Below are 20,132 nucleotides of genomic sequence, written 5' to 3' on the forward strand. Positions count from 1 at the left end.
TTTACTCACTCTGGGTCTTTCTCGATGCGCTCCACGCCCTGTGGACCACCGAGCAACAGCACATCGGCGCCGCGAGCGGCGAACAGGCCGTTAGTGACCACGCCGACGATGGCATTGAGGCGGGCCTCCATGGCAACCGGGTCCTCGATCGTGAACTCATAGCAGTCGAGGATCTGGTTGCCGTTGTCGGTCACCACGCCTTCGCGATAGACCGGCGTGGCGCCGAGCTTGACGAGTTCCCGAGCCACGTAGGAACGCGCCATGGGAATGACCTCGACCGGCAGCGGGAAGTCACCCAGCACCTCGACCCTTTTCGATGCATCGGCGATGCACACGAAGCGCTCGGCGCAGGCGGCGACGATCTTCTCTCGGGTCAGGGCCGCGCCGCCGCCCTTGATCATCTCGAGGCGACCGTTGATCTCGTCGGCGCCGTCCACATACACCGGCACGCTGCCGGCGACGTTCATCTCGACCACGTCGATACCGTGGGACCTGAGACGCTCAGCGGTGGCTTCAGAGCTCGCTACGGCGGCCTTGAAGTCATCGCGCAGGGCGGCCAGACGATCGATGAAACGATCGGCGGTGGAGCCTGTGCCGATGCCGATGATGACGTCGCGGCCGAGCAGCGGGCGAATTTCCTCGATGGCGGCGGCGGCCACCGCCTCCTTCAGTTCGTCTTGGGTCATGAGAGCTCGCTTGAGATTGTCGGACTTGGGAGTGGCGGAAGAAGCGTCGCGATTATAGGCCAGTTCGGCGGCGGTGTTGATGCCTCCTTGCCTGGCCGATCAGGTGTCGAAGGCGCTGGACGCCACGGCAGCGGGTCTGCTACCAATAGAGGTTTTGCCACGCACGCGATTATCGCATGACGCTCAGTCATGACGACGCCCTTGGGATATCAGGATGCTCGAAGAAACCGTCAAGAAAATACTCACCGCCCGTGTTTACGATGCCGCACGGGAAACGCCGATCTCACCGGCGACCATCCTTTCCAAGCGCCTTAATAACCAGATTCTGATCAAGCGCGAAGACTTGCAGCCCGTCTACTCCTTCAAGATTCGCGGCGCCTACAACAAGATGGCGCAGCTGACCGACGAGCAGAAGAGCAAGGGTGTGATCGCCGCCTCGGCCGGTAATCACGCCCAGGGGCTGGCGCTCGCCGCCAAGCTGATGGGTGTCAAGGCGGTGATCGTGATGCCGCGCATCACGCCGGAGATCAAGGTACAGGCGGTGCGCGCCCGGGGCGCCAAGGTGATCCTCAAGGGCGACGCCTTTGCCGCCGCCGCCGCCCATGTCCAGGAATTGATCGCCGAGCACGGCTACACCTATATCCCTCCCTTCGATGATATCGACGTGGTGGCCGGCCAGGGCACCATCGGCGTGGAGATCCTGCGCCAGCACGGGGGACGTCTGGACGCCGTCTTCGTGCCGGTGGGGGGCGGTGGCCTGATCGCCGGCGTGGCCGCCTACATCAAGTACCTGCGGCCCGAGATCAAGGTGATCGGGGTCGAATCCGAGGATAGCGCCAGCTTCAAGGCGGCCATGGAGGCCGGCGAGCGGGTGGTGCTGGATCAGGTCGGCGTCTTCGCCGAGGGCGTCGCGGTGGCGCAGGCCGGCGAGGTGCCCTTCGCCGTCGCCAAGGACCTGATCGATGAGATCATCACCGTCAACGCCGACGAGATGTGTGCCGCGGTCAAGGATATCTTCGAGGACACGCGGGCGGTGGCCGAGACCTCCGGCGCCCTGTCGCTGGCCGGCCTCAAGAAGTACATCCAGCGCGACGGCGCCGAGGGTGAGACGCTCCTGTGCATCAACTCCGGAGCCAATACCAACTTCGATCGTCTGCAGCATATCGCTGAGCGCACCGAGCTAGGGGAACAGCGCGAGGCCATCTTGGCCGTGACCATCCCTGAGCGCCCGGGTAGCTTCAAGCGCTTCTGCAAGGTTATCGGCAAGCGCATGGTCAGCGAGTTCAATTACCGCTATGCCGATCCTGACTGTGCACATATCTTCGTCGGCGTGCAGGTCAAACCGGGCGGTGACGACCGCCAGGCCGTTATTACCAAGTTGCGTGAAGAAGGTTATCCGGTGGTGGACCTCACTGACGACGAGATGGCCAAGCTGCATATTCGCCACCTGGGCGGCGGTCGTCCCAAGGAGCAGTTCGAGGAGGAAGTCTATCGCTTCGAGTTCCCGGAGCGCCCGGGGGCGCTGATGAACTTCCTGACCCACCTGCCGGCCGACTGGAACATCTCCTTGTTCCATTATCGCAACCACGGTGCCGCCTATGGCCGAGTGCTGGTCGGCATGCAGTTGCCAAGCGATGATCGCTCCCACGTCGAGGAGTACTTCGATGCGATTGGCTATCGCTACTGGAAAGAAACCGATAATCCGGCCTATCGACTCTTTATGGCCTGATGCGATCTCATCGTAACGGTAGGTAAGTATTGACTAACGGCTAGCCGTAGAGGTAGCAGGCGTTTTATCATGTGCTTAGACTATTGAGGCGATGGTCATTCTTTAGACTTAGCCTTATAGTCTGAAACGTCGTTAGTCAGGCGACACTTTCATCTATTGTTACGACATCACGGAGTGGTTAATGAGACGCAAGCCCGATTTGGTCATGGCGCTGGTACTGGTATTCGGCCTGGGAGTGGTTGCTACCGGTTACGCTCAGGCCCTGGTCGGTAGCTGATTCCGCAGAGGGCCCTGCCGCGATGCAATAGATGCCTTCAAGAGGCGTTGCAGTCGCCAAAGCCCCCGAGCCGACAGGCTGCCCATAGGGCCTTACGTGCTCAGTTAGCCTCACCAGCTCAAGTCAAAAAGACCGGCCGCTGCCCATCACAGGCAGCGGCCGGTCTTTTTTGTGCTGCATTGTTTACGTCGCGGCCATGCAGGTTTCAGCTATACAAGACCTTGAGCGCCCTCAATCAAGGTGCTGGGACCATTAAGGCTGCCATCAGGGCCTCAACACGCGGGCATCGCTTACGATGGCATCCAGCGGCACGTCCCAGCTCTCCACCGGCAGCGTTGTCACACGCTGGCAGTCATGGGCCAGGCCGATCAGTCGTGGGCGTGGACCGCCCCGGCGCGTGAAGGCGAAGCTGCGGTCATAGAAGCCGCCGCCCATGCCCAGCCGCTGGCCTTGATCATCGAAGCCAACCAGCGGCATCAGCACCACCTCAAGTGCCCAGGCGGGCAGGCGACGAGCACGATGGGCGCCGTGGCGCGTATCGGGCTCGGCGATACCGAAGCGATTGGTGATCATCGGTGTGCCTGAGTGATAACGCACAAACCAGAGCCGGTTGAGGGTCAGAGGGGCCAGCACGGGAAGGTAGACCTTTGCTCCGCGGCGCTCGAGCCAGGCGATCAGCGGTCGTGGATCTATCTCGCCATCGTTGGGCAGATAGAGCGCGACATGTCGGGCGCGACGGAGTTCCGGAAGACCGCGCAGGCGAAGACACAGGTCCTTGGCGGCCTGACGTTGCTGTCTGGGTGTCAGCGCGCGGCGGCGGCGGCGCAGGGAGCGTCTCAGTTCACGGCGTTGCTTCGGGATGTCGGCGGCCGTCGGAGATGACGTGCCTGGATCCCCATCGCTTTGCAGTGCGTCGCTAGGGGGTGTCATATCAGACAGGGACGCATGAGGCATGATTTTACGAGCTCACGGCGGGCGGCAGATGATTGAGGTTCCCCAGAATGCCGCTGTCGTTCTGGCCCTTGAACCCATTGGTTCAAGGTGGGTGGCCGCAGACAGACCGTCAGGCTTTCCGTCGCGCGGACATGCACACGGGTCTGTCTAGCAATTGGCCCCCTGGGTAATGCGCATAGGCTCGAGGGACTGTAACGACTGGCGTACATTCCAGGGAACGCCTTCATCCTACCAGAGCAGGGCTAGGCGCCAAAGTGCAGATTGCTCAGTTGTCCTTGCCGTCATCCAGCACCCGCTCGAGCCGCTCGTTGAGGCGGTTGAGGCTTTCCTCTCCTTCCTTGCGCTCGTCGAGCACCTGCAGGAGCTCATGGGTAATGTTCAGTGCCGCCATGATGGCGGTTTTCTCGGTGCCGAGCACCTTGGACTGAGAGTGGATGCCGTGCATGGCACGATCCAGGTAGCGGGCGGCGCGGTCGAGCTGGTCCTGCTCCTCTGGCGGGCAGGCGATGACGTAGCTGCGGCCCAAAAGGGTGATATCGGCAGTGCGCCGGGCGTCATCGGTCATCGGTGGGCTCCAGATCGGGCCAGCGACGGGCCCGATGCGTTACTATGAAAGGTGTTGATTCACTATAAGAGAGCCGCTCGCGAGCGGTCAACGCAAGCCACGTTCGCCGTCCGTCGTGTCGGCCCGATTCAAGAGTTCTTCATGTCCCTTATCAACGATCGCCTCGACTTCTCCACCGTCGCCGACGTCTTCCTGATTCACGGCAGCATGCAGTCACCGGCCTTCCAGGACGGGCGCCTCGCCGGTGCCCTGGCGCTCAACGACCTGAGCGCCGAAGCCTGGCTGGATGAGCTGTGCGCCACCTTCGGCATCGAGCAGCCGCGGGACCCGGAAAGCGCCGAGGTGCTGCTTGGCTGGCGTCGCCAGGCCCTCGACGCCCTGGCGGCCGCCGATCTCAACTACGAACCGCTGTTGCCCGATGATCTCTTCTCCCTGGCCGAGCGTGCTCAGGGTCTCAAGGACTGGACCCTGGGCTTCCTGGAACTGGTCCAGACCGTCGATAGCGAGACCCGCAATGCCTGGACAGCCAATCTGCGCGAGGCGCTGGATGACCTGCAGACCCTGGCGAGCATCGAGGTCGACCTGGACGACAGCAGCGAGAACGAGAACGACCTCTTCGCGCTCACCGAGCATGCGCGCATGGCGGCCATGCTGCTCTATACCGAGCAACATCCCGGCCAGCCGCAGGTCGAAGAGGCTGACGCCCCCACTCATTGAACCCCCTCTCAGGAGGCGAGATGTCACCCGAACTGCTTTCCCGCCCGGCCGCCATCGGCCGGGATGAGTATCGCCGGCGCTGCCAGGCCCTGATGGCGGCCCTGCCCGAAGGCAGCGCCGTGCTGCTGCCAGCGGCCAGCCTTGTGACTCGCAGTAACGACAGCGATTACCCTTTTCGCCAGCGTAGTGACTTCCATTACCTGACCGGTTTTCCCGAGCCTGATGCCCTGCTGCTGTTACTGCCTGGCCGCGAGGCCGGCGAGATCGTGTTGTTCTGCCAGGAGCGCAACCCGGCCATTGAAGCCTGGACCGGCATTCGACTCGGCACCGAAGGCGCCCTCGAGCACTTCGCCATCGACGAGGCCTTTGAGAATCCGGCACGCGTTGAGCGGCTCGCCGAGCTGATCGATGGTCGCGAGACGTTGTATCTGCTGCTGGATGACACCGAGAGCCTCGCGCTTGCCGACCAGGTACGCAGCGAACTCAAGGGGCGTGCTCGGCGCGGTGCCGTCGCCCCCCAGGCACTGGCCGACCTGGCGCCGCTGCTGCACGAACAGCGGCTTATCAAGAGCCAGGCGGAACTCGCCCTGCTGCGTCATGCCGGCGAGATATCGTCACGCGCCCATGTGCGTGCGATGCGCACGGCTCGCCCGGGGCTCAACGAGTACCACCTCCAGGCCGAACTCGAACATGAGTTCCGCTGGCAGGGGGCCAATGGCACGGCCTATGACAGCATCGTGGGTGGCGGCGCCAACGCCTGCGTGCTGCACTACATCGAGAATCGCGATGCGCTCAAGGACGGCGAGCTGGTGCTGATTGATGCCGGTGCCGAGTTCGACCTCTATGCCGGCGACATCACCCGCACCTTCCCGGTCAATGGCCGCTTCTCCAGTCCCCAACGCCAGCTATACGACATCGTGCTGGCGGCGCAGGAGCGTGCCATCGAGGCGGTGACTCCCGGGGCTACCCTGGCGGCCATCCACCAGGGCGTGGTGCGTGATCTGTCTCGGGGCCTCGTGGAGCTCCGCCTGGTCGAGGGCGAGCTCGAGGCGGTGATCAGCGAGGAGCGCTACAAGCGCTTCTACCTGCATTCCACCTCGCACTGGCTGGGACTGGATGTGCACGACGTGGGCAGCTATCGCCGCAACGGCGAGCCGCGCCCCCTGGCCCCCGGCATGGTGCTGACAGTGGAGCCCGGCCTCTATATTCCAGATGACGATGACATTCCGAAGGCTTTCCGCGGCATTGGTATTCGTATCGAGGATGATGTCGCGGTGACGAGCGACGGGCACGAGGTGCTGACGGCGGGTGTCCCCAAGCGAGCGTCGGAAATTGAAGCCGTGATGGCCAAAGAATGAGCAGTTCAGGCGACTGCCAATAGTGCCTTACGTAAATTACGTAATGGCGGGATTTTCTTTACGTTGAGCGGATGCGTATGCAAGAGCGCGTGAACCCAGACGCCCACGGTTCGCAGACCCAAGGTTCGCAGGATAGGGGCGGTCAGCGGGTCGATATCGCCATCGTCGGTGGCGGCTTGGTGGGGGCCAGCCTGGCCTGTGCCCTGGCACCGCTGATCGAACGATCAGGGCTCAGGGTGGCGGTGATCGAGGCCAACCCTCTGCCTGCTCTCGATGAGGCGAGCTACCAGCCGAGCTTCGATGCCCGGGCAAGCGCTATCGCACAGGGCTCCCGTGATCGCCTGGAAACCCTGGGGCTTTGGGCAGAGATGGCCGAGGAGGCCGAGCCAATCCGGCGAATCCATGTCAGTGAGCGAGGACGGCTGGGTGCGACCCGGCTCAGTGCCGAGGAGTTCGACGTTGAGGCGCTGGGCTTTGTGCTGCCCAATGCCTGGATGGGCCAAGTGCTGCACCGGCGATTGGCTGGGCTCACGATCGACTGGCATTGCCCGGCGCGGGTGGCCTCGATCACCCCGCAGGCCGGAGGTCATCGATTGGTGCTGGACGATGGCAGTGCGCTTGAGGCCGACCTGACGGTGCTGGCCGATGGCGGGCGTTCCGGGCTCAAGGAGCGGCTCGGCATCGACAGCCGTCACGAGGCCTATGATCAGGTGGCTGTCATCGCCAACCTCGAGGTCAGTCGTCCGCATGGTGGCGTGGCCTTCGAGCGCTTCACACCCGAAGGGCCCATGGCACTGCTACCGCTGCCTGGACAGCGCATGGAGCTGGTGTGGACCCATCAAGGTGGAAGTGAAGCGACTGCCATGGCGGCGAGTGACAGCGCGTTCCTGGCGCGTTTGCAGCAGGCCTTCGGCGATCGGGCCGGCCACTTTCGCCGGGTGGGCCAGCGCCACGCCTATCCGCTGTCGCTGGTCACCGCCACCGAGCAGGTACGCCCCGGGCTCGCGGTGCTCGGCAATGCCGCTCATGCGCTGCATCCGGTCGCCGGTCAGGGCTTCAACCTGGCGTTACGTGGCGTCGTTGATCTGGTGGCGGCCCTCGAGAAAGGGCTGGACGCCGGTCGCACCCCGGGCGACATGGTCACCCTGCAGGCCTTCGAGGCGCAGCGTGCCGCCGATCGCCAAAGCGTCATCCGCTTCAGTGATGGCCTGATCCGACTGTTCGGTATCGATCATCCGCTGCTTTCTCATGCCCGGTCAGCAGGGCTCGTCGGCCTCAACCTGATTGGGCCGCTGCGCCGAGCCTTGGGGCGACGCGCCATGGGCCGCGAGCGCTGAGCGTTAACCAGCGGCGACGTTACGACACGGGAGAACGAAATGCGCGAACAGCAAGGTAGGCCGGACGAGGCGATCATCGTTGGTGCCGGCATGGTGGGTGCGACGCTGGCATTGTTGCTGGGGCAGGCCGGCGTCGCGGTCCGGCTTCTGGATGCGCGGCCGGAAAGCCTGCCCGATGAGTCCGCCGGCCGCGGACGACCGGGACTCCGCGTCAGTGCCCTGACGCCGGTCTCTCAGCGCTTGCTGGAAGGCCTCGGGGTCTGGTCGGTAATGGCAAGGCGTCGCCTGTCACCCTACACCGGCATGCAGGTGTGGGATGCAGAAGGCAGTGGTGAGATTCGTTTCAGCGCCGACCAGGCCGGCGTGCCGGTGCTTGGCCATATCGTCGAGAATGATGTCACCCAGGCCGCGTTGGAGGAGCGCCTTAGCGTGCTACCCAATGTGCGCCGCGAAGCCGGGGCACGGGTCGTCGCTCTCGAACAAGCGCCGCACGGGGCTGACAACCGTGTGCTTTGCCTCGAAGACGGTCGGCGCCTCAGCGCGCCGCTGATCGTTGCCGCGGATGGCGCCCGCTCGCCCTTGCGCGAAATGGCGGGTATCGGGACGGCCGCCACGGAGACCGGCCATGTTGCTGTGGTCACCACCGTGCGGCTGGCTCGCGATCATGGCGGCGTGGCGCGTCAGGCCTTTCTGTCCACTGGCCCTCTGGCCTTTCTGCCGCTGCGCATCGAGGGTCGTGATGATCACTGCTCAATCGTCTGGTCGACCAGCCCCGAGGAAGCCGCTCGGTTGACTCGACTCACGCCCGAGGCGCTGGGCGAGGCGCTCGCGTCAGCCATCGATCATCGCCTGGGGGCGGTCACGCCCATCGATCGCGCGGTCAGTGTGTCCCTGACTCAGCGCCATGCCCGGGACTATGTGCAGCCGGGCTTGGCACTGGTCGGCGATGCGGCCCACAGCATCCATCCGCTGGCCGGCCAGGGCGTCAACCTGGGGCTGATGGATGTGGCGGTGCTGTCCGAAGAGTTACTGGCCGCCCGCGAACGCGGCGTGACCATGGGTGATGAGCGGATACTCGCCCGCTATGCAAGGCGTCGGCGCGGCGATAATGCCAGCATGCTGATGTTGATGGATGGTTTTCGGTTGCTGTTTGGGGCGCGGGCGCCGGCGTTGACCCTGGCCCGCAATCTGGGGCTCGCCGGCCTCGATAGGCTGACGCCCCTCAAGCGCCTGATGATGCGTCAGGCAATAGGCGAGCGTGGCCGCCTGCCCGTCAGTTGCCGTTAATCTGACCCTCGCCCATCTGGAGATGCACCCATGCCTCGGGAGTCACCCATAAAGAGGCCAGCGTGAGGTTGTCGGTACGGCCAGTTCGGTACGACGTGTCAGGTACGACAGGTTAGGCACGGCCAGTTCGGCACGGCCAGTTCGGCACGGCCAGTTCGGTACGGCCGGTTCGGCACGGCCGGTCTAGTCTGAGCAGCACGGCATAAGTGGCATGGCATAAGAAAGGGCGCATCGATCTTGGATCGATGCGCCCTTTCTGTTTCAAGCCAGATCCTTTCGGCTAGTTAATTGCTTTCGGCGCGGTGTCCGGCCTGGGGGCCAAGGACCTTGAGGGCCTTGAGCAGGTTCAGCGCTTCGCCGAGTTGATAGTCGTCGCGCACTTTCTGTGAGGTATCGGCGCTGGCACCGCCAGCGCCGCTGCCCTGGAGGTGGCCGGAGAGGTCGGCTTCACGCAGACGCCGGGCGGAACTGTCAGCGACTTCGAGTCGTCCGCGCACGACCTCTACGTCCGGCGCGATGCCCTGTGCCTGGATCGAGCGGCCGTTGGGGGTGAAATAGAGTGCGGTGGTCAGCTTCAGGCCGTCGTCGTTCCCCAGCGGCATGATCTGCTGCACCGAGCCCTTGCCGAAGCTCTCGGTGCCCATGATCACCGCCCGGCGTTGATCCTGCAGGGCGCCGGCGACGATCTCCGAGGCCGAGGCGCTGCCACCGTTGATCAACACGACCATCGGCACGTCGGGCGCAGCGGTCTCCTCGTTTGCCGAGAAGCTCATCTGGCTGTCGGCGAGCCGCCCCTCGGTATAGACGATCAGGCCTTCACTGACGAAGGCATCGACGACATCTACTGCCGCCTGCAGCACGCCGCCGGGATTATTGCGCAGATCCAGCACCAGGCCGTTCAGGTCGCCCTCTTGCTGCATGTCATCGAGGGCCTCATTGACCTGCTCGCCGGTACTACTCTGGAACTGGCTGATGCGCAGATAACCATAACCGGGCGCCAGGAACTCGTGCTTGACGCTCTCGGTGCGAATCACCTGGCGTTCAAGGGTCAGCTCACGGGGCATGTTCTCGTCTTGACGCAGGATGGTGATGCGAATCTCACTGCCGGGCTCGCCACGCATCAGCTCCACCGCTTCCTGCAGCGACAGGCCGTCGGTTGCGGTGTCATCGATGCGCAAGATGGCATCTTGAGACTGAAGGCCGGCACGGGCCGCGGGCGTATCGTCGATGGGGGCGATCACCATCAGCTGGCCGTCGCGCATGCCGACCTCGATGCCGATGCCGCCGAACTCGCCCTCGGTGCTTTCCTTGAGGCTCTGGAATTCCTGGGGGTCGAGGTAGGTCGAGTGCGGGTCCAGTTCGCTGAGCATGCCACGCATGGCGTTATGCAACAGGGTGCTGTCGTCGACCTCATCGACGTAGGTGCGCTTGATGCGCTCGAAGACCTCGGCAAAGGTCTGGACGTCGGCGACGGGCAGGTCGTCATCGGATGTCGGCGACTGTGCGGCCGCCGGCAGTGCCAGCAGGGCCGTGCACAACCAGGTCGTAAGCATCCGGGTCGTGAAGATAAGGGGGGCCTTGACGCGCATGCGGTCTCCGGTCGCGGAACTGGGGGCGATGCCCCAGCATAGCGTTACAGTGGGGCGGGAATCCATTGATGGTAGTGACTAGCGTCGGGCAATCCATTGTTCAGGATCGATCGGTTCGCCGTGACGGCGCACCGCGAAATAGAGCGCCGGGGTCGAACGACCACCACTGACGCCGACGACGGCGATAGTCTGGCCCGCACTCACAGCGTCACCCGCAGAAACCTTGAAGTGCTGCAGGTGCGCGTGCAGCGTCATCACGCCGTCGCCATGATCGATGATCAGGAGGTTGCCAAAACCGCGCATCCAGTCGGCGAATACCACCCGTCCGGCATGCACCGCCTTGACTGGACTGCCCGCGGCGGCCTTGATCAGCAGGCCGTCGCGGTCGACCCCTTCGCCGGCACCGAAGCGTGACAGTACCTGGCCCTGAGTCGGCCAGGGCAATTCGCCGCGCGTCGAGTCGATGGCGGTGGTCGGCGGCGGTTGCTTGAGCGCCGCGAGGCGCTCGCGCACCTCGCCGAGCACCTGCTCGGCATTCTCCCGCTCTTCCTCGAGGCGCGCCTGACGCGAGCGGCCTCGACGAATATCGGCATCGAGCTCGGTGAGCAGGGCCTCGCGCTCGGCTCGCTTCGAGGCAAGCGTCTGGCTGCGTGCCTCGACGTCTTCACGCACCCGGGCCAGTTGGTCGATCTGGGTGGTGAGAGCTTGGCGGTTGTCGGCCAGTCGCTCGTTCAGCTGGGCGAGCTCGTCCAGGCGGGCCTTGCGCGCGCGCGACAGATGATTGAGATAGGTCTGCAGGCGATCCAGCCGTGTCGGGTCGTCCTGGTTGAGCAGCAACTTGAGCTCGGGGCTGGCGCCGAGACGGTAGAGGGCGTCGAGCTGTTCGGCGAGAGCCGCCTCCAGGGCACGGCGTTCGTCTTCCAGCAGGCGCTTGCGTTCCTCGAGATCGGCGATGGCATCATTCAGCGAGCGCCGCTGGGTCTGCAGGGCATCCAACCGGCGGTGTGTCTCGGCCAATGCCGTCTCTACTTCGGAAAGTGCGTCGGCCGCATCGTCGCGTGCCTCGCGGTGCCCCGAAAGCTCACGCTCCAGGGCCTGAATGTCTTCAGCCAGCGCATCCACCCGTGCCTCGGCTGCCTCTTCATCTGGGGCGGCCATGGCGGGGGCGCAAAGGCCGCTAGCCAAGCCGGCGATCAACAGTAACGACCGCCCGCAGCGGGGTATCGCCGACAGCGTGTCGCTGAGTCGGAGCAAAAGACGACGCCCCGCCGTCGGGGACGGGGGGCGCCGAAAGGTTGACGAAGCATGGGGGAGGCGAGGCGGCATCACGACAGTTCGGTTAGCACCTGGCCGGTCATTTCTTCAGGGATCGCTTCGCCCATCATGGTCAAAAGGCTCGGTGCCAGGTCGCACAGCCGGCCATCCTCGCGCAGCTTGGCCTGGCGCTTGGTGACCCAGATCAGCGGTACCTCGCAGGTGGTGTGTGCGGTCTGCGGTGCACCGGTGTCGGGGTTGACCATCTGCTCGGCGTTGCCGTGGTCGGCGGTGATCAGGCACTCGCCGCCGACACGCTCCAGGGCCTCGACCACGCGGCCGATACAGGCATCCACCGCCTCGACGGCCTTGACGGCGGCCGCGAAGTTGCCGGTATGGCCGACCATGTCACCGTTGGCGTAGTTGCAAACGATCAGGTCATAGCCGCCGCCATCGATGGCTTCGACCAGCTTGTCGGTGACCTCGACCGCGCTCATCTCGGGCTTCTCATCGTAGGTCTTGACGTCCTGCGGCGAGGGAATCAGCTCGCGGGTCTCGCCGCTGTAGGGCTCCTCGCGACCGCCGGAGAAGAAGAAGGTCACGTGGGCATACTTCTCGGTCTCGGCGATGCGCAGCTGGGTCATGTCGCGCTTGGCGATCACCTCGCCCAGGGTGTTGGTGAGCTCCGCTGGCGGGAAGGCGGCCGGCGCCGGGATGTCGGCGGCGTACTGGGTCAGCATCACCAAGCCATCGCCTGCTAGTGCGGGGCGTGCCTGGCGCTTGAAGCCCGAGAAGTCGTCCTCGGCGAAGGCGCGGGTCAGCTCGCGGGCGCGGTCGGCGCGAAAGTTCATGAATATGGCCGCGTCGCCGTCGGCCATATTCACCGGCTTGCCCTGGGGGCGAATGCTGGTGGCCGCCACGAATTCATCGGTTTCGTCACGCGCGTAGGCGGCCTCGAGGCCCTCGGCCGCGGAGACGGCGACGTGCTCGCCCGCCCCTTCGGTGGCCACACGGTAGGCCTTTTCGACCCTATCCCAGCGGTTGTCGCGATCCATGGCGTAGTAGCGGCCGATCAGCGAGGCAATGAAGCCGTTGCCTTCGCCGACCAGTTCGGCGAGCTTGGCATCGGCGCGCTCGATGGAGGCCTTGGCACTCTTCGGCGCGGTGTCGCGGCCGTCGAGGAAGGCGTGCAGGTAGATCTCTTTGGCGCCACGGGCAGCGGCCAGTTCGGCCACGGCAAGGATGTGATCCTCATGGCTGTGCACGCCACCGGGCGACAACAGCCCCAGCAGGTGGACGGCGCGACCTTCCTTGATCGCCGCGTCGATCGGCGCGGTCAGGATGGCGTTGTCCTTGAGGGTGTCGTCCTCGACGGCCTTGGTGATGCGGGTAAAGTCTTGGTAGACGACACGTCCTGCGCCCAGGTTCATGTGGCCAACCTCTGAGTTGCCCATCTGGCCGTCGGGCAGGCCGACATACTTGCCGTCCGTATGAATCAGGCTAGAGGGGTAGTCCCGGCTCAGGCGGTCCATGACGGGCGTGTTGGCGGCGGCGATGGCGTTTGATTCAAGCGTCTCGCTGTGGCCATAGCCATCGAGGATAATCAGGGCCACCGGGCGTGGGCGGGAATTGGCATCGGACATGAAAAGGCCTCGTTGGTAAACGTCGGAGAGTCCCCGGTCGGCGTTGCCGGCCCGGGGTCGCGACTCACGGCTCCTTCGGGCATCATATCCTAGGGCGGTGCGCAACGTCAGCCGCCCGGGTGCCAGACGCGTCAGGACGCCTTGTGTATACTGGGCGCCGCCCCGGCGGCGGGGCATCCAGTGATTCCCAACAGTGATTCACAACACCAGTTATTTCCAACGAGAGTGTTCCGGACCCATGATCGATCAGTTGTTCGAATTCGTGCAGAACCACCCGCTGCTGGTGGGTGCCTTCGTGATCGTGCTGGCGACCTGGATCGCCTATGAAGTCATCCAGGGCGGCCGCAACGGCGTCGACACCAGCGAAGCTACCCAGCTGATCAATCGCGAGGACGCGGTGGTGCTCGATATCCGCGATGCCAAGGACTTCAAGCAAGGTCATATGACAGGTGCGCGCAATATCCCCCAGAGCAAACTCGACAATCGCCTTAATGAACTCGACAAGGTCAAGGACAAGCCGGTGATCGTGGTCTGCAAGCAAGGTCAGGCCTCCGGTGCGGTGATCACCAAGTTGACCAGTGCCGGCTTCAGCCGGGCCTACAAGCTCAAGGGCGGCATGGCCCAGTGGCAGGCAGATGGTCTGCCGGTGGTGCGCAAGTAAGTCGCTGCGCGCCTCTTCAACCCCTTTATATCAATACGCACGCTTCAAGGAACAAAAGCCATGGCGGAAGACAATAATCCAACCACTGCTGGCGCCGAAGGTGCCGCCTCCGGCGAGCAACAGAACCAGCCGCAGTTCTCCCTGCAGCGCATCTATGTCAAGGATATCTCCTTTGAGTCGCCGAACTCGCCGGGGGTGTTCCAGCAGCCGTTCAAGCCCAAGGTCAGCCTCGATTTGAGCACCACCAGCAGCCAGGTTGGTGAAGGTCTCTATGAGGTCGTGATCAAGGTGACGGCCCAGGTCTCTCACAGCGAGACCGGCAACACCTCCTTCCTCGCCGAGATCGAACAGGCTGGCCTGTTCCGCATTGCCAACATCGAAGGCGAGCAGCTTGAGCACACCCTGGGCGCCTTCTGCCCGAACCTGCTGTTCCCCTATGCACGCGAGTGCATTGATAACCTGGTCAACCGTGGTGGCTTCCCGCCGCTGATGCTGGCGCCGGTCAACTTCGAGGCGATGTATGCCCAGAAGAAGCAACGCCAGGCTCAAGCCAGCGAGACCACCCAGTAAGATGCGCCCGACCATTGGAGGACGGCCGTGAGCGGCCCGCGTATCCATGTCGCCGCCGGCTTTGAGGCCGGCGGCGAATTGGTGCTGCCCGAGGGTCCCGCGCGTCATCTGGCGGTGGTGCTGCGCTTGAAGGAAGGCGCAGCACTGACGCTATTCGATGGCGCGGGCCTTGAGGCCAGTGCGGTACTGGTAGAGGTCACCCGCAAGCGCGTGGTGGCGCGTCTCGACTCGGTGGCGCCAGGGCGTGGTGAGTCGCCCCTCGGGGTGCATCTGGGGCAGGCGATCTCCAAGGGCGATCGCATGGACTACGCCATCCAGAAGGCGGTGGAGCTTGGCGTGGCGGCGATTACGCCGCTCTACACCGAGCACGGTGACGTGCGCCTCAAGGGGGATCGGGCGGCCAAGAAGCTCGCTCATTGGCAGGCAGTCGCCGCCAGTGCCTGCGAGCAGTGCGGCCGCGCGACACTGCCACCGGTGCATGCGCCCATGGCCTTGAGCGACTGGCTGGCGATCCGTGACGAATCCCTGCGCCTGGTGCTGCACCCCGCCACCGAGGGCGTCTTCGACGCCAACCGCCAGGCAGCGATGCCTGACAGGGCGGCGCTGCTGATCGGCCCCGAGGGTGGGCTCTCGCCAAGCGAGGTCGAGTGTGCGCTGGCCGATGATTTCGCCCCGCTGACGCTTGGGCCGCGCATTCTGCGCACCGAGACCGCCCCGGTCGTGGCACTCACGCTGCTGCAGCACCACTTCGGCGATCTCTAGCCAAGCCGGCACTATCCTTGGGTGTGACGCTTGGCACGCCTGCCGAGCGCCTTCATGGTTGGCGCGTACGGCTCCCTTCAGTTTCCTTTGTCTCCATTTTCGCTACATACGGCTTCGCCCAGGATATGCCCATGACTCGATCTTCTCAGGATCGCCCCGCCCCTCGTGGCTCTCGTGATTCGGCTAATGTCAGCGCTGCGCCGCTGGCCGAGGTCGGCCAGGTGGCCTATCTGGAGGTGGTGGCGGTCAACAACACCGGTGCCTTCCTCGGCTGGGGCCGCCCCAAGGACCTACTACTGCCCTTCAACGAGCAGCCCTACCGTCCGACGGAGGGCAAGCGCGTGCTGGTGATCATCTTCGAAGATGATCAGGGCCGTCCCACCGCCTCGATGCGGCTGGATGACTTCCTCTATGACAGCGTCGATGAAGCCCAGCGTGAAGGTGGCCTCAGTGAGGAAGCCGCCAACGCCATGGCACCCGGCAAGACGGTAACGCTTGTCATCGGTGATCGCACCGACCTGGGGCTCAAGGCGGTGGTCGACGACCGTGTCTGGGGCCTTCTTTACCACGGCGAGCTGCCTCGCCAGGTGCGCCGCGGCGAACGCCTGACCGGCTACGTGAAACAGCGGCGCGAGGATGGTCGTCTCGACCTTTCGCTGATGCCGGCGGGCGGCGTCAAGCGCGACATGGCCACCGACAAGGTGCTGGCGGCCCTCGATGAGGCGGGTGGGTTTCTACCGCTGACCGACAAGAGCCCGGCGCCTTCGATCAAGGCCCGGCTGGGTGTCAGCAAGAACGCCTTCAAGCAGGCGATCGGCGGCCTCTACAAGGCACGCCAGATCACCCTGGAAAGCGATGGCATCCGCCGGCGCGAGAACGACGAGGACTGATGCTCTGCCGGGATGTCGGCAAGCGCCGTCGATCTTGGTGATGATCGCGCTGCTGCGGCATACTGCGCCCATCATGCCCGTTGCGGCATTCCTCCTTAGCCGAGAGTCCTCTCGATGAACGAGCCGATGAACACGCCCAGGAACGAGTCGATGAACACGCCCACGCAGGCATCACGGGGCGAGCGTGCCCTCAGGATCGGGGTGGTGATGGATCCCATCGCCGACATCAGCTACAAGAAAGACACCACCCTTGCCATGCTGTGGGCCGCCACGGCCCGCGGTGCCTCGCTTCACTACATGGAGCAGGAAGATATCTATTTGCGCGACGGTCGTGCCCATGCCCGGCTGCGTGATCTCGAGGTCTTCCACGACCCCGAGGACTGGTATCGCCTCGGCGAGCCGGTGGCCACACCGCTTGCCGAGCTCGACGTGATCCTGATGCGCAAGGACCCGCCGGTCGACGGCAACTTCCTCAATGCCGTGCACCTGCTGGGCTTCGCCGAGCGTGAAGGCGTGCTGGTGGTCAACCCGACCCGGGCATTGCTCGAGTGCAACGAGAAGCTCTTCGCCCAGCAGTTCCCCGATTGCTGCACCCCGACATTGGTGTCCTGCAGCGAGCCGGTGCTGCGCGCCTTTCAGGCCGAGCATGGCGACGTTATCTTCAAGCCGCTGGACGGCATGGGCGGCAGCGGTATCTTTCACGTGCTGCCGGACGGGCGCAACATCGGCGCCATCATCGAGACCCTGACCGACCGCGGCCATCGACAGATCATGGCCCAGCGCTATCTTCCCGAGATCAAGGACGGCGATACCCGCATCCTGCTGGTCGATGGCGAGCCGATTCCCTATGGCCTGGCACGGGTGCCGATGGCCGGCGAGACTCGCGGTAACCTGGCCGTCGGTGGACGCGGTGTCACTCGTGAGCTGACCGCGCGTGACCACTGGCTGATCGAACAGGTAAAGCCGATGATCCGCGAGAAGGGGCTGTTGTTCGTTGGTCTCGATGTGATCGGCGACTACATCACCGAGATCAACGTCACGAGCCCCACCTGCGTACGCGAGATCGACGATCAGCGTGGTACCGACATCGCCGGCACCCTGCTGGACGCCATCGAGCGTCGCCTCGACGCCCATCGGGCCGGCTAGCGTCTGGCCATGGCAGGGCTCGGTGATGTTGTCGGTGTGCCCGTTGGCGTGGCCTCTCTGGGGGGCCATGCCCCGGTGACACGCGGCTATCGCCATGCCCTTGCCTGGGCGTTGGCGATTGGCCTGCATCTCATGTTGCTGGCGCTGTTCACGACTGTTTCGCTACCGACGACAACGTCGGCCCCTTCAACGACCTCGAGTCTTGATGTGGTGCTGGTCAGTCGCCCGGCCGTCGCGCCCGATCAGGCCCGCGCGATTGCCGAGACCGCACAGCAGGCAGCGAGCCTTGATGCCGAGCCTGAAACAGCGCCTGAGCCTGCGACGCAAGCCGCCAGCGCAGCATCCTCACCCGGACAAGCGTCAGAGCAGGTGCCCGCCCCCTCACCAGCGGACACCGTCGATGCGGTGCCTGAGGCCACCGAGTCCGAGGTAGCATCAGAGCCCGAACCGGCCTCTGAAGCTGTCTCTGATCCCGAGCCCGCCGCACCGGCGCGGGAGCCTCAGCATGAGGCCAAGGCGTCGTCACTCTCCGGTCGTGAGTTGGCGGCCAATGCGACGGCCTCGCTGCGCGAGCAGGACTTCACCATGAGCGAGCCGTCTGTCGAGCTTGCCGACCGCGAACAGCAGGCCGCCCGCGAAGCCGCCGAGGCTCGCTATGTGGATGCCTGGACACGTCGGGTGCAGGACTTTGGCAATCGCTTCTACCCGGCACCGCCGGATCTGGATGGCCAGTTGAGGGTGCGCGTGGTCATCGACCATCAGGGGAAGCTCCTGCAGGCAGAGGTGGTACAATCGTCGGGACATACCGAACTCGACCAGGCGGCGCTGGACACCATTCGTGGCGCTGCACCTTACCGGCCCTTCGACTCTGGCATGGCCGGTCTCGACCGCCTGTCCATCAGTCGCGTCTGGCGATTCGGCACTGGCAATGAATTCGGCGTACGTTGACGCCCGGGAGGCCCATGCAAAGCTTGAAGCATCATTTTCTGCTGGCGATGCCCCATCTCGAAGATCCCAACTTCGCGGGCAGCCTGAGTTATCTGTGTGATCACGACGACAATGGCGCCATGGGGGTGATCGTCAATCATCCTCTCGACATGAGCCTCGATGCCTTGTTCGAGCAGCTGGAGCTGGATGCCAGCGACAGCAAGCACCGCAATGCCCCGGTCTATTACGGTGGCCCGACGCATCAGGATCGCGGCTTCATCCTGCATCGCGGCTCCAGCAAGCCCTGGGATTCCAGCATCCAGGTCGACAACGACGTCGCCCTGACCACCTCGATGGATATGCTCTCGGCGATGGCTGAAGGGCGCGGCCCCGACGACTTTATCGTCTGCCTGGGCTGCAGTGGCTGGGAAGCCGGCCAGCTCGAAGACGAGCTCAAGGACAACGCCTGGCTGACCGTCGAGGGTGGCAGTAACATTCTCTTCGAGACGCCCTCGGAGCAGCGTCTGAACGCCGCCGCCGGTGTGCTGGGTATCGACCTGAACCTGATGAGCCGCGAGGCGGGACATTCCTGATGGCCAACCCAGGCGAACGGCTGATTCTGGCCTTCGACTTCGGCACCCGGCGCATCGGCGTGGCAGTCGGTAACGAGATGCTCCGGCGCGCCACGGCCCTGGAGCCGCTGCCGGCCCGGGACGGCATCCCCGATTGGGCCCAGGTTACGCGCCTGATCGAGGAGTGGCGGCCGGATTTGTTCGTGGTCGGCCTGCCGATCAACATGGACGACAGCGAGTCTTTAATGAGCACCCGCGCCCGCAAGTTCGGCAACCGGTTGTATGGGCGTTACGGCAAGCCCTGCGAGATGGTCGACGAGCGCGGCTCTACCCGTGAGGCCAAGACCTTGGCGCGCGAGGCTGGCCATCGCGGCAATTATCGCGAAGACAGCGTCGACGGCCTGGCCGCCGCGCTGATTCTCGAGGGCTGGTTCGCCCATGACGAAGGCCTACCCGGCGGGCGCACAACGCTTTGAGTCGAGGCGTTCTCCCAAGAGTCACGAGCCCTTTGCTATTCCTGCAATGGCCCCGTCGCCCTTACCCCTTCTCGGAGACTGTCCGGCTTTCAGTGGCTGGGCGGGCCTCGGTGCGCTAGGACAGTCCTGCGTATGGCATGGTCTGGCATCTTGCAGGATGAGGCGACTGTCTGGGTTCTAGATGTAAGACAGACAGTAGCATGACATGGCAGAGAACGCGCTGGACTTGCCCTTCCGGGGGCACTTCACCAAAATCTTCGCCCTTTCCAGCTAGCCAGGAGACATACCATGGAACGCCTTTTTATCTACGGGACGCTTGGCCCAGGTGGACCGAACGAGCAAGTCATGCAGAAGATCGGTGGCACCTGGGAGTCGGGAAGCATCAAGGGCCGGCTAATCGAAGCGGGTTGGGGCGCCGAGATGGGGTTCCCCGGCTTGGTACTGGACGACGCCGGCGACGATATCGAAGGCCATGTCTTTGTGTCGGAGAACCTGTCTCAGCATTGGACCGCGCTAGACGACTTTGAGGGGGAGGAGTACCAGCGCCAACCGACAAAGGTGAGGCTCTCTGCCGGAGGCACCATTAACGCCTACGTGTACGCCCTGCGAGATGGTCGACGAGCGCGGCACCACGCTTGAGGCCAAGCCCCTGCCCGCGAGGCCGGCCATCGAGGCAATTATCGCGAGGACAGCGTCTACGAGGTTGTTGTTGCCAAAAAATAGCCAACTCTT

Annotated in this window: 20 protein-coding genes and 1 other RNA gene; 14 read left to right on the top strand and 7 right to left on the bottom strand. The window is 64.3% G+C overall.

From position 1 onward, the window contains the following. Window positions 1–5 precede the first annotated feature (5 nt). On the bottom strand, window positions 6–686 hold the full coding sequence (rpiA, locus tag ETC27_RS09495) for a ribose-5-phosphate isomerase RpiA (RefSeq protein WP_136254757.1): 681 nt from the start codon (window positions 684–686) through the stop codon (window positions 6–8). A 214-nt stretch (window positions 687–900) separates the two neighbouring features. On the opposite strand from rpiA, the gene ilvA reads away from it, so the two are divergent. Beyond that, window positions 901–2,415: a threonine ammonia-lyase, biosynthetic gene (ilvA, locus tag ETC27_RS09500; protein WP_136254758.1), complete on the top strand. Its 1,515-nt coding sequence runs from the start codon at window positions 901–903 to the stop codon at window positions 2,413–2,415. A gap of 541 nt (window positions 2,416–2,956) precedes the next feature. Here the strand turns inward: ilvA and ETC27_RS09505 are convergent. The 3 genes from ETC27_RS09505 to ETC27_RS09515 all read right to left on the bottom strand — a co-directional run bounded on the left by ETC27_RS09505 (window position 2,957) and on the right by ETC27_RS09515 (window position 4,211). After that, complete coding sequence (locus ETC27_RS09505; RefSeq protein ID WP_240724867.1) at window positions 2,957–3,646, bottom strand: 5-formyltetrahydrofolate cyclo-ligase; 690 nt, start codon at window positions 3,644–3,646, stop codon at window positions 2,957–2,959. A 35-nt stretch (window positions 3,647–3,681) separates the two neighbouring features. Next, window positions 3,682–3,866: non-coding RNA, 6S RNA (gene ssrS, locus ETC27_RS09510), on the bottom strand. A gap of 45 nt (window positions 3,867–3,911) precedes the next feature. Beyond that, entirely contained in the window at window positions 3,912–4,211 is a 300-nt protein-coding gene (locus ETC27_RS09515) for a cell division protein ZapA (protein ID WP_136254759.1), read from the bottom strand. 141 nt (window positions 4,212–4,352) lie between these two features. On the opposite strand from ETC27_RS09515, the gene ETC27_RS09520 reads away from it, so the two are divergent. The 4 genes from ETC27_RS09520 (at window position 4,353) to ETC27_RS09535 (ending at window position 8,910) form a co-directional block, all read left to right on the top strand. Continuing rightward, entirely contained in the window at window positions 4,353–4,928 is a 576-nt protein-coding gene (locus ETC27_RS09520) for a UPF0149 family protein (protein WP_136254760.1), read from the top strand. Window positions 4,929–4,948: 20 nt separating this feature from the next. Further along, the gene (pepP, locus tag ETC27_RS09525; protein WP_136254761.1) at window positions 4,949–6,286 is read left to right on the top strand and encodes a Xaa-Pro aminopeptidase; all 1,338 of its coding nucleotides are present in this window, start codon (window positions 4,949–4,951) and stop codon (window positions 6,284–6,286) included. Between the two features lie 77 nt (window positions 6,287–6,363). After that, complete coding sequence (ubiH, locus tag ETC27_RS09530; protein ID WP_136254762.1) at window positions 6,364–7,623, top strand: 2-octaprenyl-6-methoxyphenyl hydroxylase; 1,260 nt, start codon at window positions 6,364–6,366, stop codon at window positions 7,621–7,623. A 39-nt stretch (window positions 7,624–7,662) separates the two neighbouring features. Beyond that, entirely contained in the window at window positions 7,663–8,910 is a 1,248-nt protein-coding gene (locus ETC27_RS09535) for a UbiH/UbiF/VisC/COQ6 family ubiquinone biosynthesis hydroxylase (RefSeq protein WP_136254763.1), read from the top strand. Between the two features lie 284 nt (window positions 8,911–9,194). Here ETC27_RS09535 and ETC27_RS09540 read toward each other — a convergent pair whose 3' ends face one another. From ETC27_RS09540 to gpmI, 3 genes are all read right to left on the bottom strand, one after another. After that, a complete protein-coding gene (locus ETC27_RS09540; protein WP_136254764.1) occupies window positions 9,195–10,499 on the bottom strand; it encodes a S41 family peptidase in 1,305 nt (434 codons plus the stop codon). Between the two features lie 78 nt (window positions 10,500–10,577). Beyond that, a complete protein-coding gene (locus ETC27_RS09545; protein WP_240724868.1) occupies window positions 10,578–11,753 on the bottom strand; it encodes a murein hydrolase activator EnvC family protein in 1,176 nt (391 codons plus the stop codon). Window positions 11,754–11,824: 71 nt separating this feature from the next. Then, window positions 11,825–13,396: a 2,3-bisphosphoglycerate-independent phosphoglycerate mutase gene (gpmI, locus tag ETC27_RS09550; protein ID WP_136254766.1), complete on the bottom strand. Its 1,572-nt coding sequence runs from the start codon at window positions 13,394–13,396 to the stop codon at window positions 11,825–11,827. A 238-nt stretch (window positions 13,397–13,634) separates the two neighbouring features. Between gpmI and ETC27_RS09555 the strand changes: the two genes are divergently transcribed. From ETC27_RS09555 to ETC27_RS09595, 9 genes are all read left to right on the top strand, one after another. After that, complete coding sequence (locus ETC27_RS09555; protein WP_136254767.1) at window positions 13,635–14,057, top strand: rhodanese-like domain-containing protein; 423 nt, start codon at window positions 13,635–13,637, stop codon at window positions 14,055–14,057. A gap of 60 nt (window positions 14,058–14,117) precedes the next feature. Then, window positions 14,118–14,627: a protein-export chaperone SecB gene (gene secB, locus ETC27_RS09560; RefSeq protein WP_136254768.1), complete on the top strand. Its 510-nt coding sequence runs from the start codon at window positions 14,118–14,120 to the stop codon at window positions 14,625–14,627. 27 nt (window positions 14,628–14,654) lie between these two features. Continuing rightward, window positions 14,655–15,389, top strand: a complete 735-nt coding sequence (locus ETC27_RS09565) for a 16S rRNA (uracil(1498)-N(3))-methyltransferase (protein WP_136254769.1) — start codon at window positions 14,655–14,657, stop codon at window positions 15,387–15,389. 131 nt (window positions 15,390–15,520) lie between these two features. Further along, window positions 15,521–16,279: a CvfB family protein gene (locus ETC27_RS09570; protein ID WP_136254770.1), complete on the top strand. Its 759-nt coding sequence runs from the start codon at window positions 15,521–15,523 to the stop codon at window positions 16,277–16,279. 150 nt (window positions 16,280–16,429) lie between these two features. Beyond that, window positions 16,430–17,425 (top strand): glutathione synthase, encoded by a 996-nt coding sequence (gene gshB / locus ETC27_RS09575; RefSeq protein ID WP_136254771.1) that lies wholly within the window; start codon window positions 16,430–16,432, stop codon window positions 17,423–17,425. A gap of 9 nt (window positions 17,426–17,434) precedes the next feature. Further along, window positions 17,435–18,373 (top strand): energy transducer TonB, encoded by a 939-nt coding sequence (locus ETC27_RS09580; RefSeq protein ID WP_136254772.1) that lies wholly within the window; start codon window positions 17,435–17,437, stop codon window positions 18,371–18,373. 14 nt (window positions 18,374–18,387) lie between these two features. Then, window positions 18,388–18,945 carry a YqgE/AlgH family protein gene (locus ETC27_RS09585; protein WP_136254773.1) on the top strand — a complete coding sequence of 186 codons (558 nt, stop codon included), beginning with the start codon at window positions 18,388–18,390 and terminating at the stop codon, window positions 18,943–18,945. Further along, complete coding sequence (ruvX, locus tag ETC27_RS09590) at window positions 18,945–19,400, top strand: Holliday junction resolvase RuvX (RefSeq protein ID WP_136254774.1); 456 nt, start codon at window positions 18,945–18,947, stop codon at window positions 19,398–19,400. The genes ETC27_RS09585 and ruvX overlap by 1 nt, the downstream gene beginning before the upstream one ends. A 288-nt stretch (window positions 19,401–19,688) precedes the next feature. Beyond that, window positions 19,689–20,039: a gamma-glutamylcyclotransferase family protein gene (locus ETC27_RS09595; protein ID WP_136254775.1), complete on the top strand. Its 351-nt coding sequence runs from the start codon at window positions 19,689–19,691 to the stop codon at window positions 20,037–20,039. Window positions 20,040–20,132 lie beyond the last annotated feature (93 nt).

It is taken from the genome of Onishia niordana (assembly GCF_004798965.1).
GTDB classification, from domain to species: domain Bacteria; phylum Pseudomonadota; class Gammaproteobacteria; order Pseudomonadales; family Halomonadaceae; genus Onishia; species Onishia niordana.

Coding starts and splice junctions, on each gene's coding strand:
- rpiA (WP_136254757.1), bottom strand. CDS start 686: ATGACCCAAGACGAACTGAAGGAGGCGGTGGCCGCCGCCGCCATCGAG.
- ilvA (WP_136254758.1), top strand. CDS start 901: ATGCTCGAAGAAACCGTCAAGAAAATACTCACCGCCCGTGTTTACGAT.
- ETC27_RS09505 (WP_240724867.1), bottom strand. CDS start 3,646: ATGCCTCATGCGTCCCTGTCTGATATGACACCCCCTAGCGACGCACTG.
- ETC27_RS09515 (WP_136254759.1), bottom strand. CDS start 4,211: ATGACCGATGACGCCCGGCGCACTGCCGATATCACCCTTTTGGGCCGC.
- ETC27_RS09520 (WP_136254760.1), top strand. CDS start 4,353: ATGTCCCTTATCAACGATCGCCTCGACTTCTCCACCGTCGCCGACGTC.
- pepP (WP_136254761.1), top strand. CDS start 4,949: ATGTCACCCGAACTGCTTTCCCGCCCGGCCGCCATCGGCCGGGATGAG.
- ubiH (WP_136254762.1), top strand. CDS start 6,364: ATGCAAGAGCGCGTGAACCCAGACGCCCACGGTTCGCAGACCCAAGGT.
- ETC27_RS09535 (WP_136254763.1), top strand. CDS start 7,663: ATGCGCGAACAGCAAGGTAGGCCGGACGAGGCGATCATCGTTGGTGCC.
- ETC27_RS09540 (WP_136254764.1), bottom strand. CDS start 10,499: ATGCGCGTCAAGGCCCCCCTTATCTTCACGACCCGGATGCTTACGACC.
- gpmI (WP_136254766.1), bottom strand. CDS start 13,396: ATGTCCGATGCCAATTCCCGCCCACGCCCGGTGGCCCTGATTATCCTC.
- ETC27_RS09555 (WP_136254767.1), top strand. CDS start 13,635: ATGATCGATCAGTTGTTCGAATTCGTGCAGAACCACCCGCTGCTGGTG.
- secB (WP_136254768.1), top strand. CDS start 14,118: ATGGCGGAAGACAATAATCCAACCACTGCTGGCGCCGAAGGTGCCGCC.
- ETC27_RS09570 (WP_136254770.1), top strand. CDS start 15,521: ATGACTCGATCTTCTCAGGATCGCCCCGCCCCTCGTGGCTCTCGTGAT.
- gshB (WP_136254771.1), top strand. CDS start 16,430: ATGAACACGCCCACGCAGGCATCACGGGGCGAGCGTGCCCTCAGGATC.
- ETC27_RS09580 (WP_136254772.1), top strand. CDS start 17,435: ATGGCAGGGCTCGGTGATGTTGTCGGTGTGCCCGTTGGCGTGGCCTCT.
- ETC27_RS09585 (WP_136254773.1), top strand. CDS start 18,388: ATGCAAAGCTTGAAGCATCATTTTCTGCTGGCGATGCCCCATCTCGAA.
- ruvX (WP_136254774.1), top strand. CDS start 18,945: ATGGCCAACCCAGGCGAACGGCTGATTCTGGCCTTCGACTTCGGCACC.
- ETC27_RS09595 (WP_136254775.1), top strand. CDS start 19,689: ATGGAACGCCTTTTTATCTACGGGACGCTTGGCCCAGGTGGACCGAAC.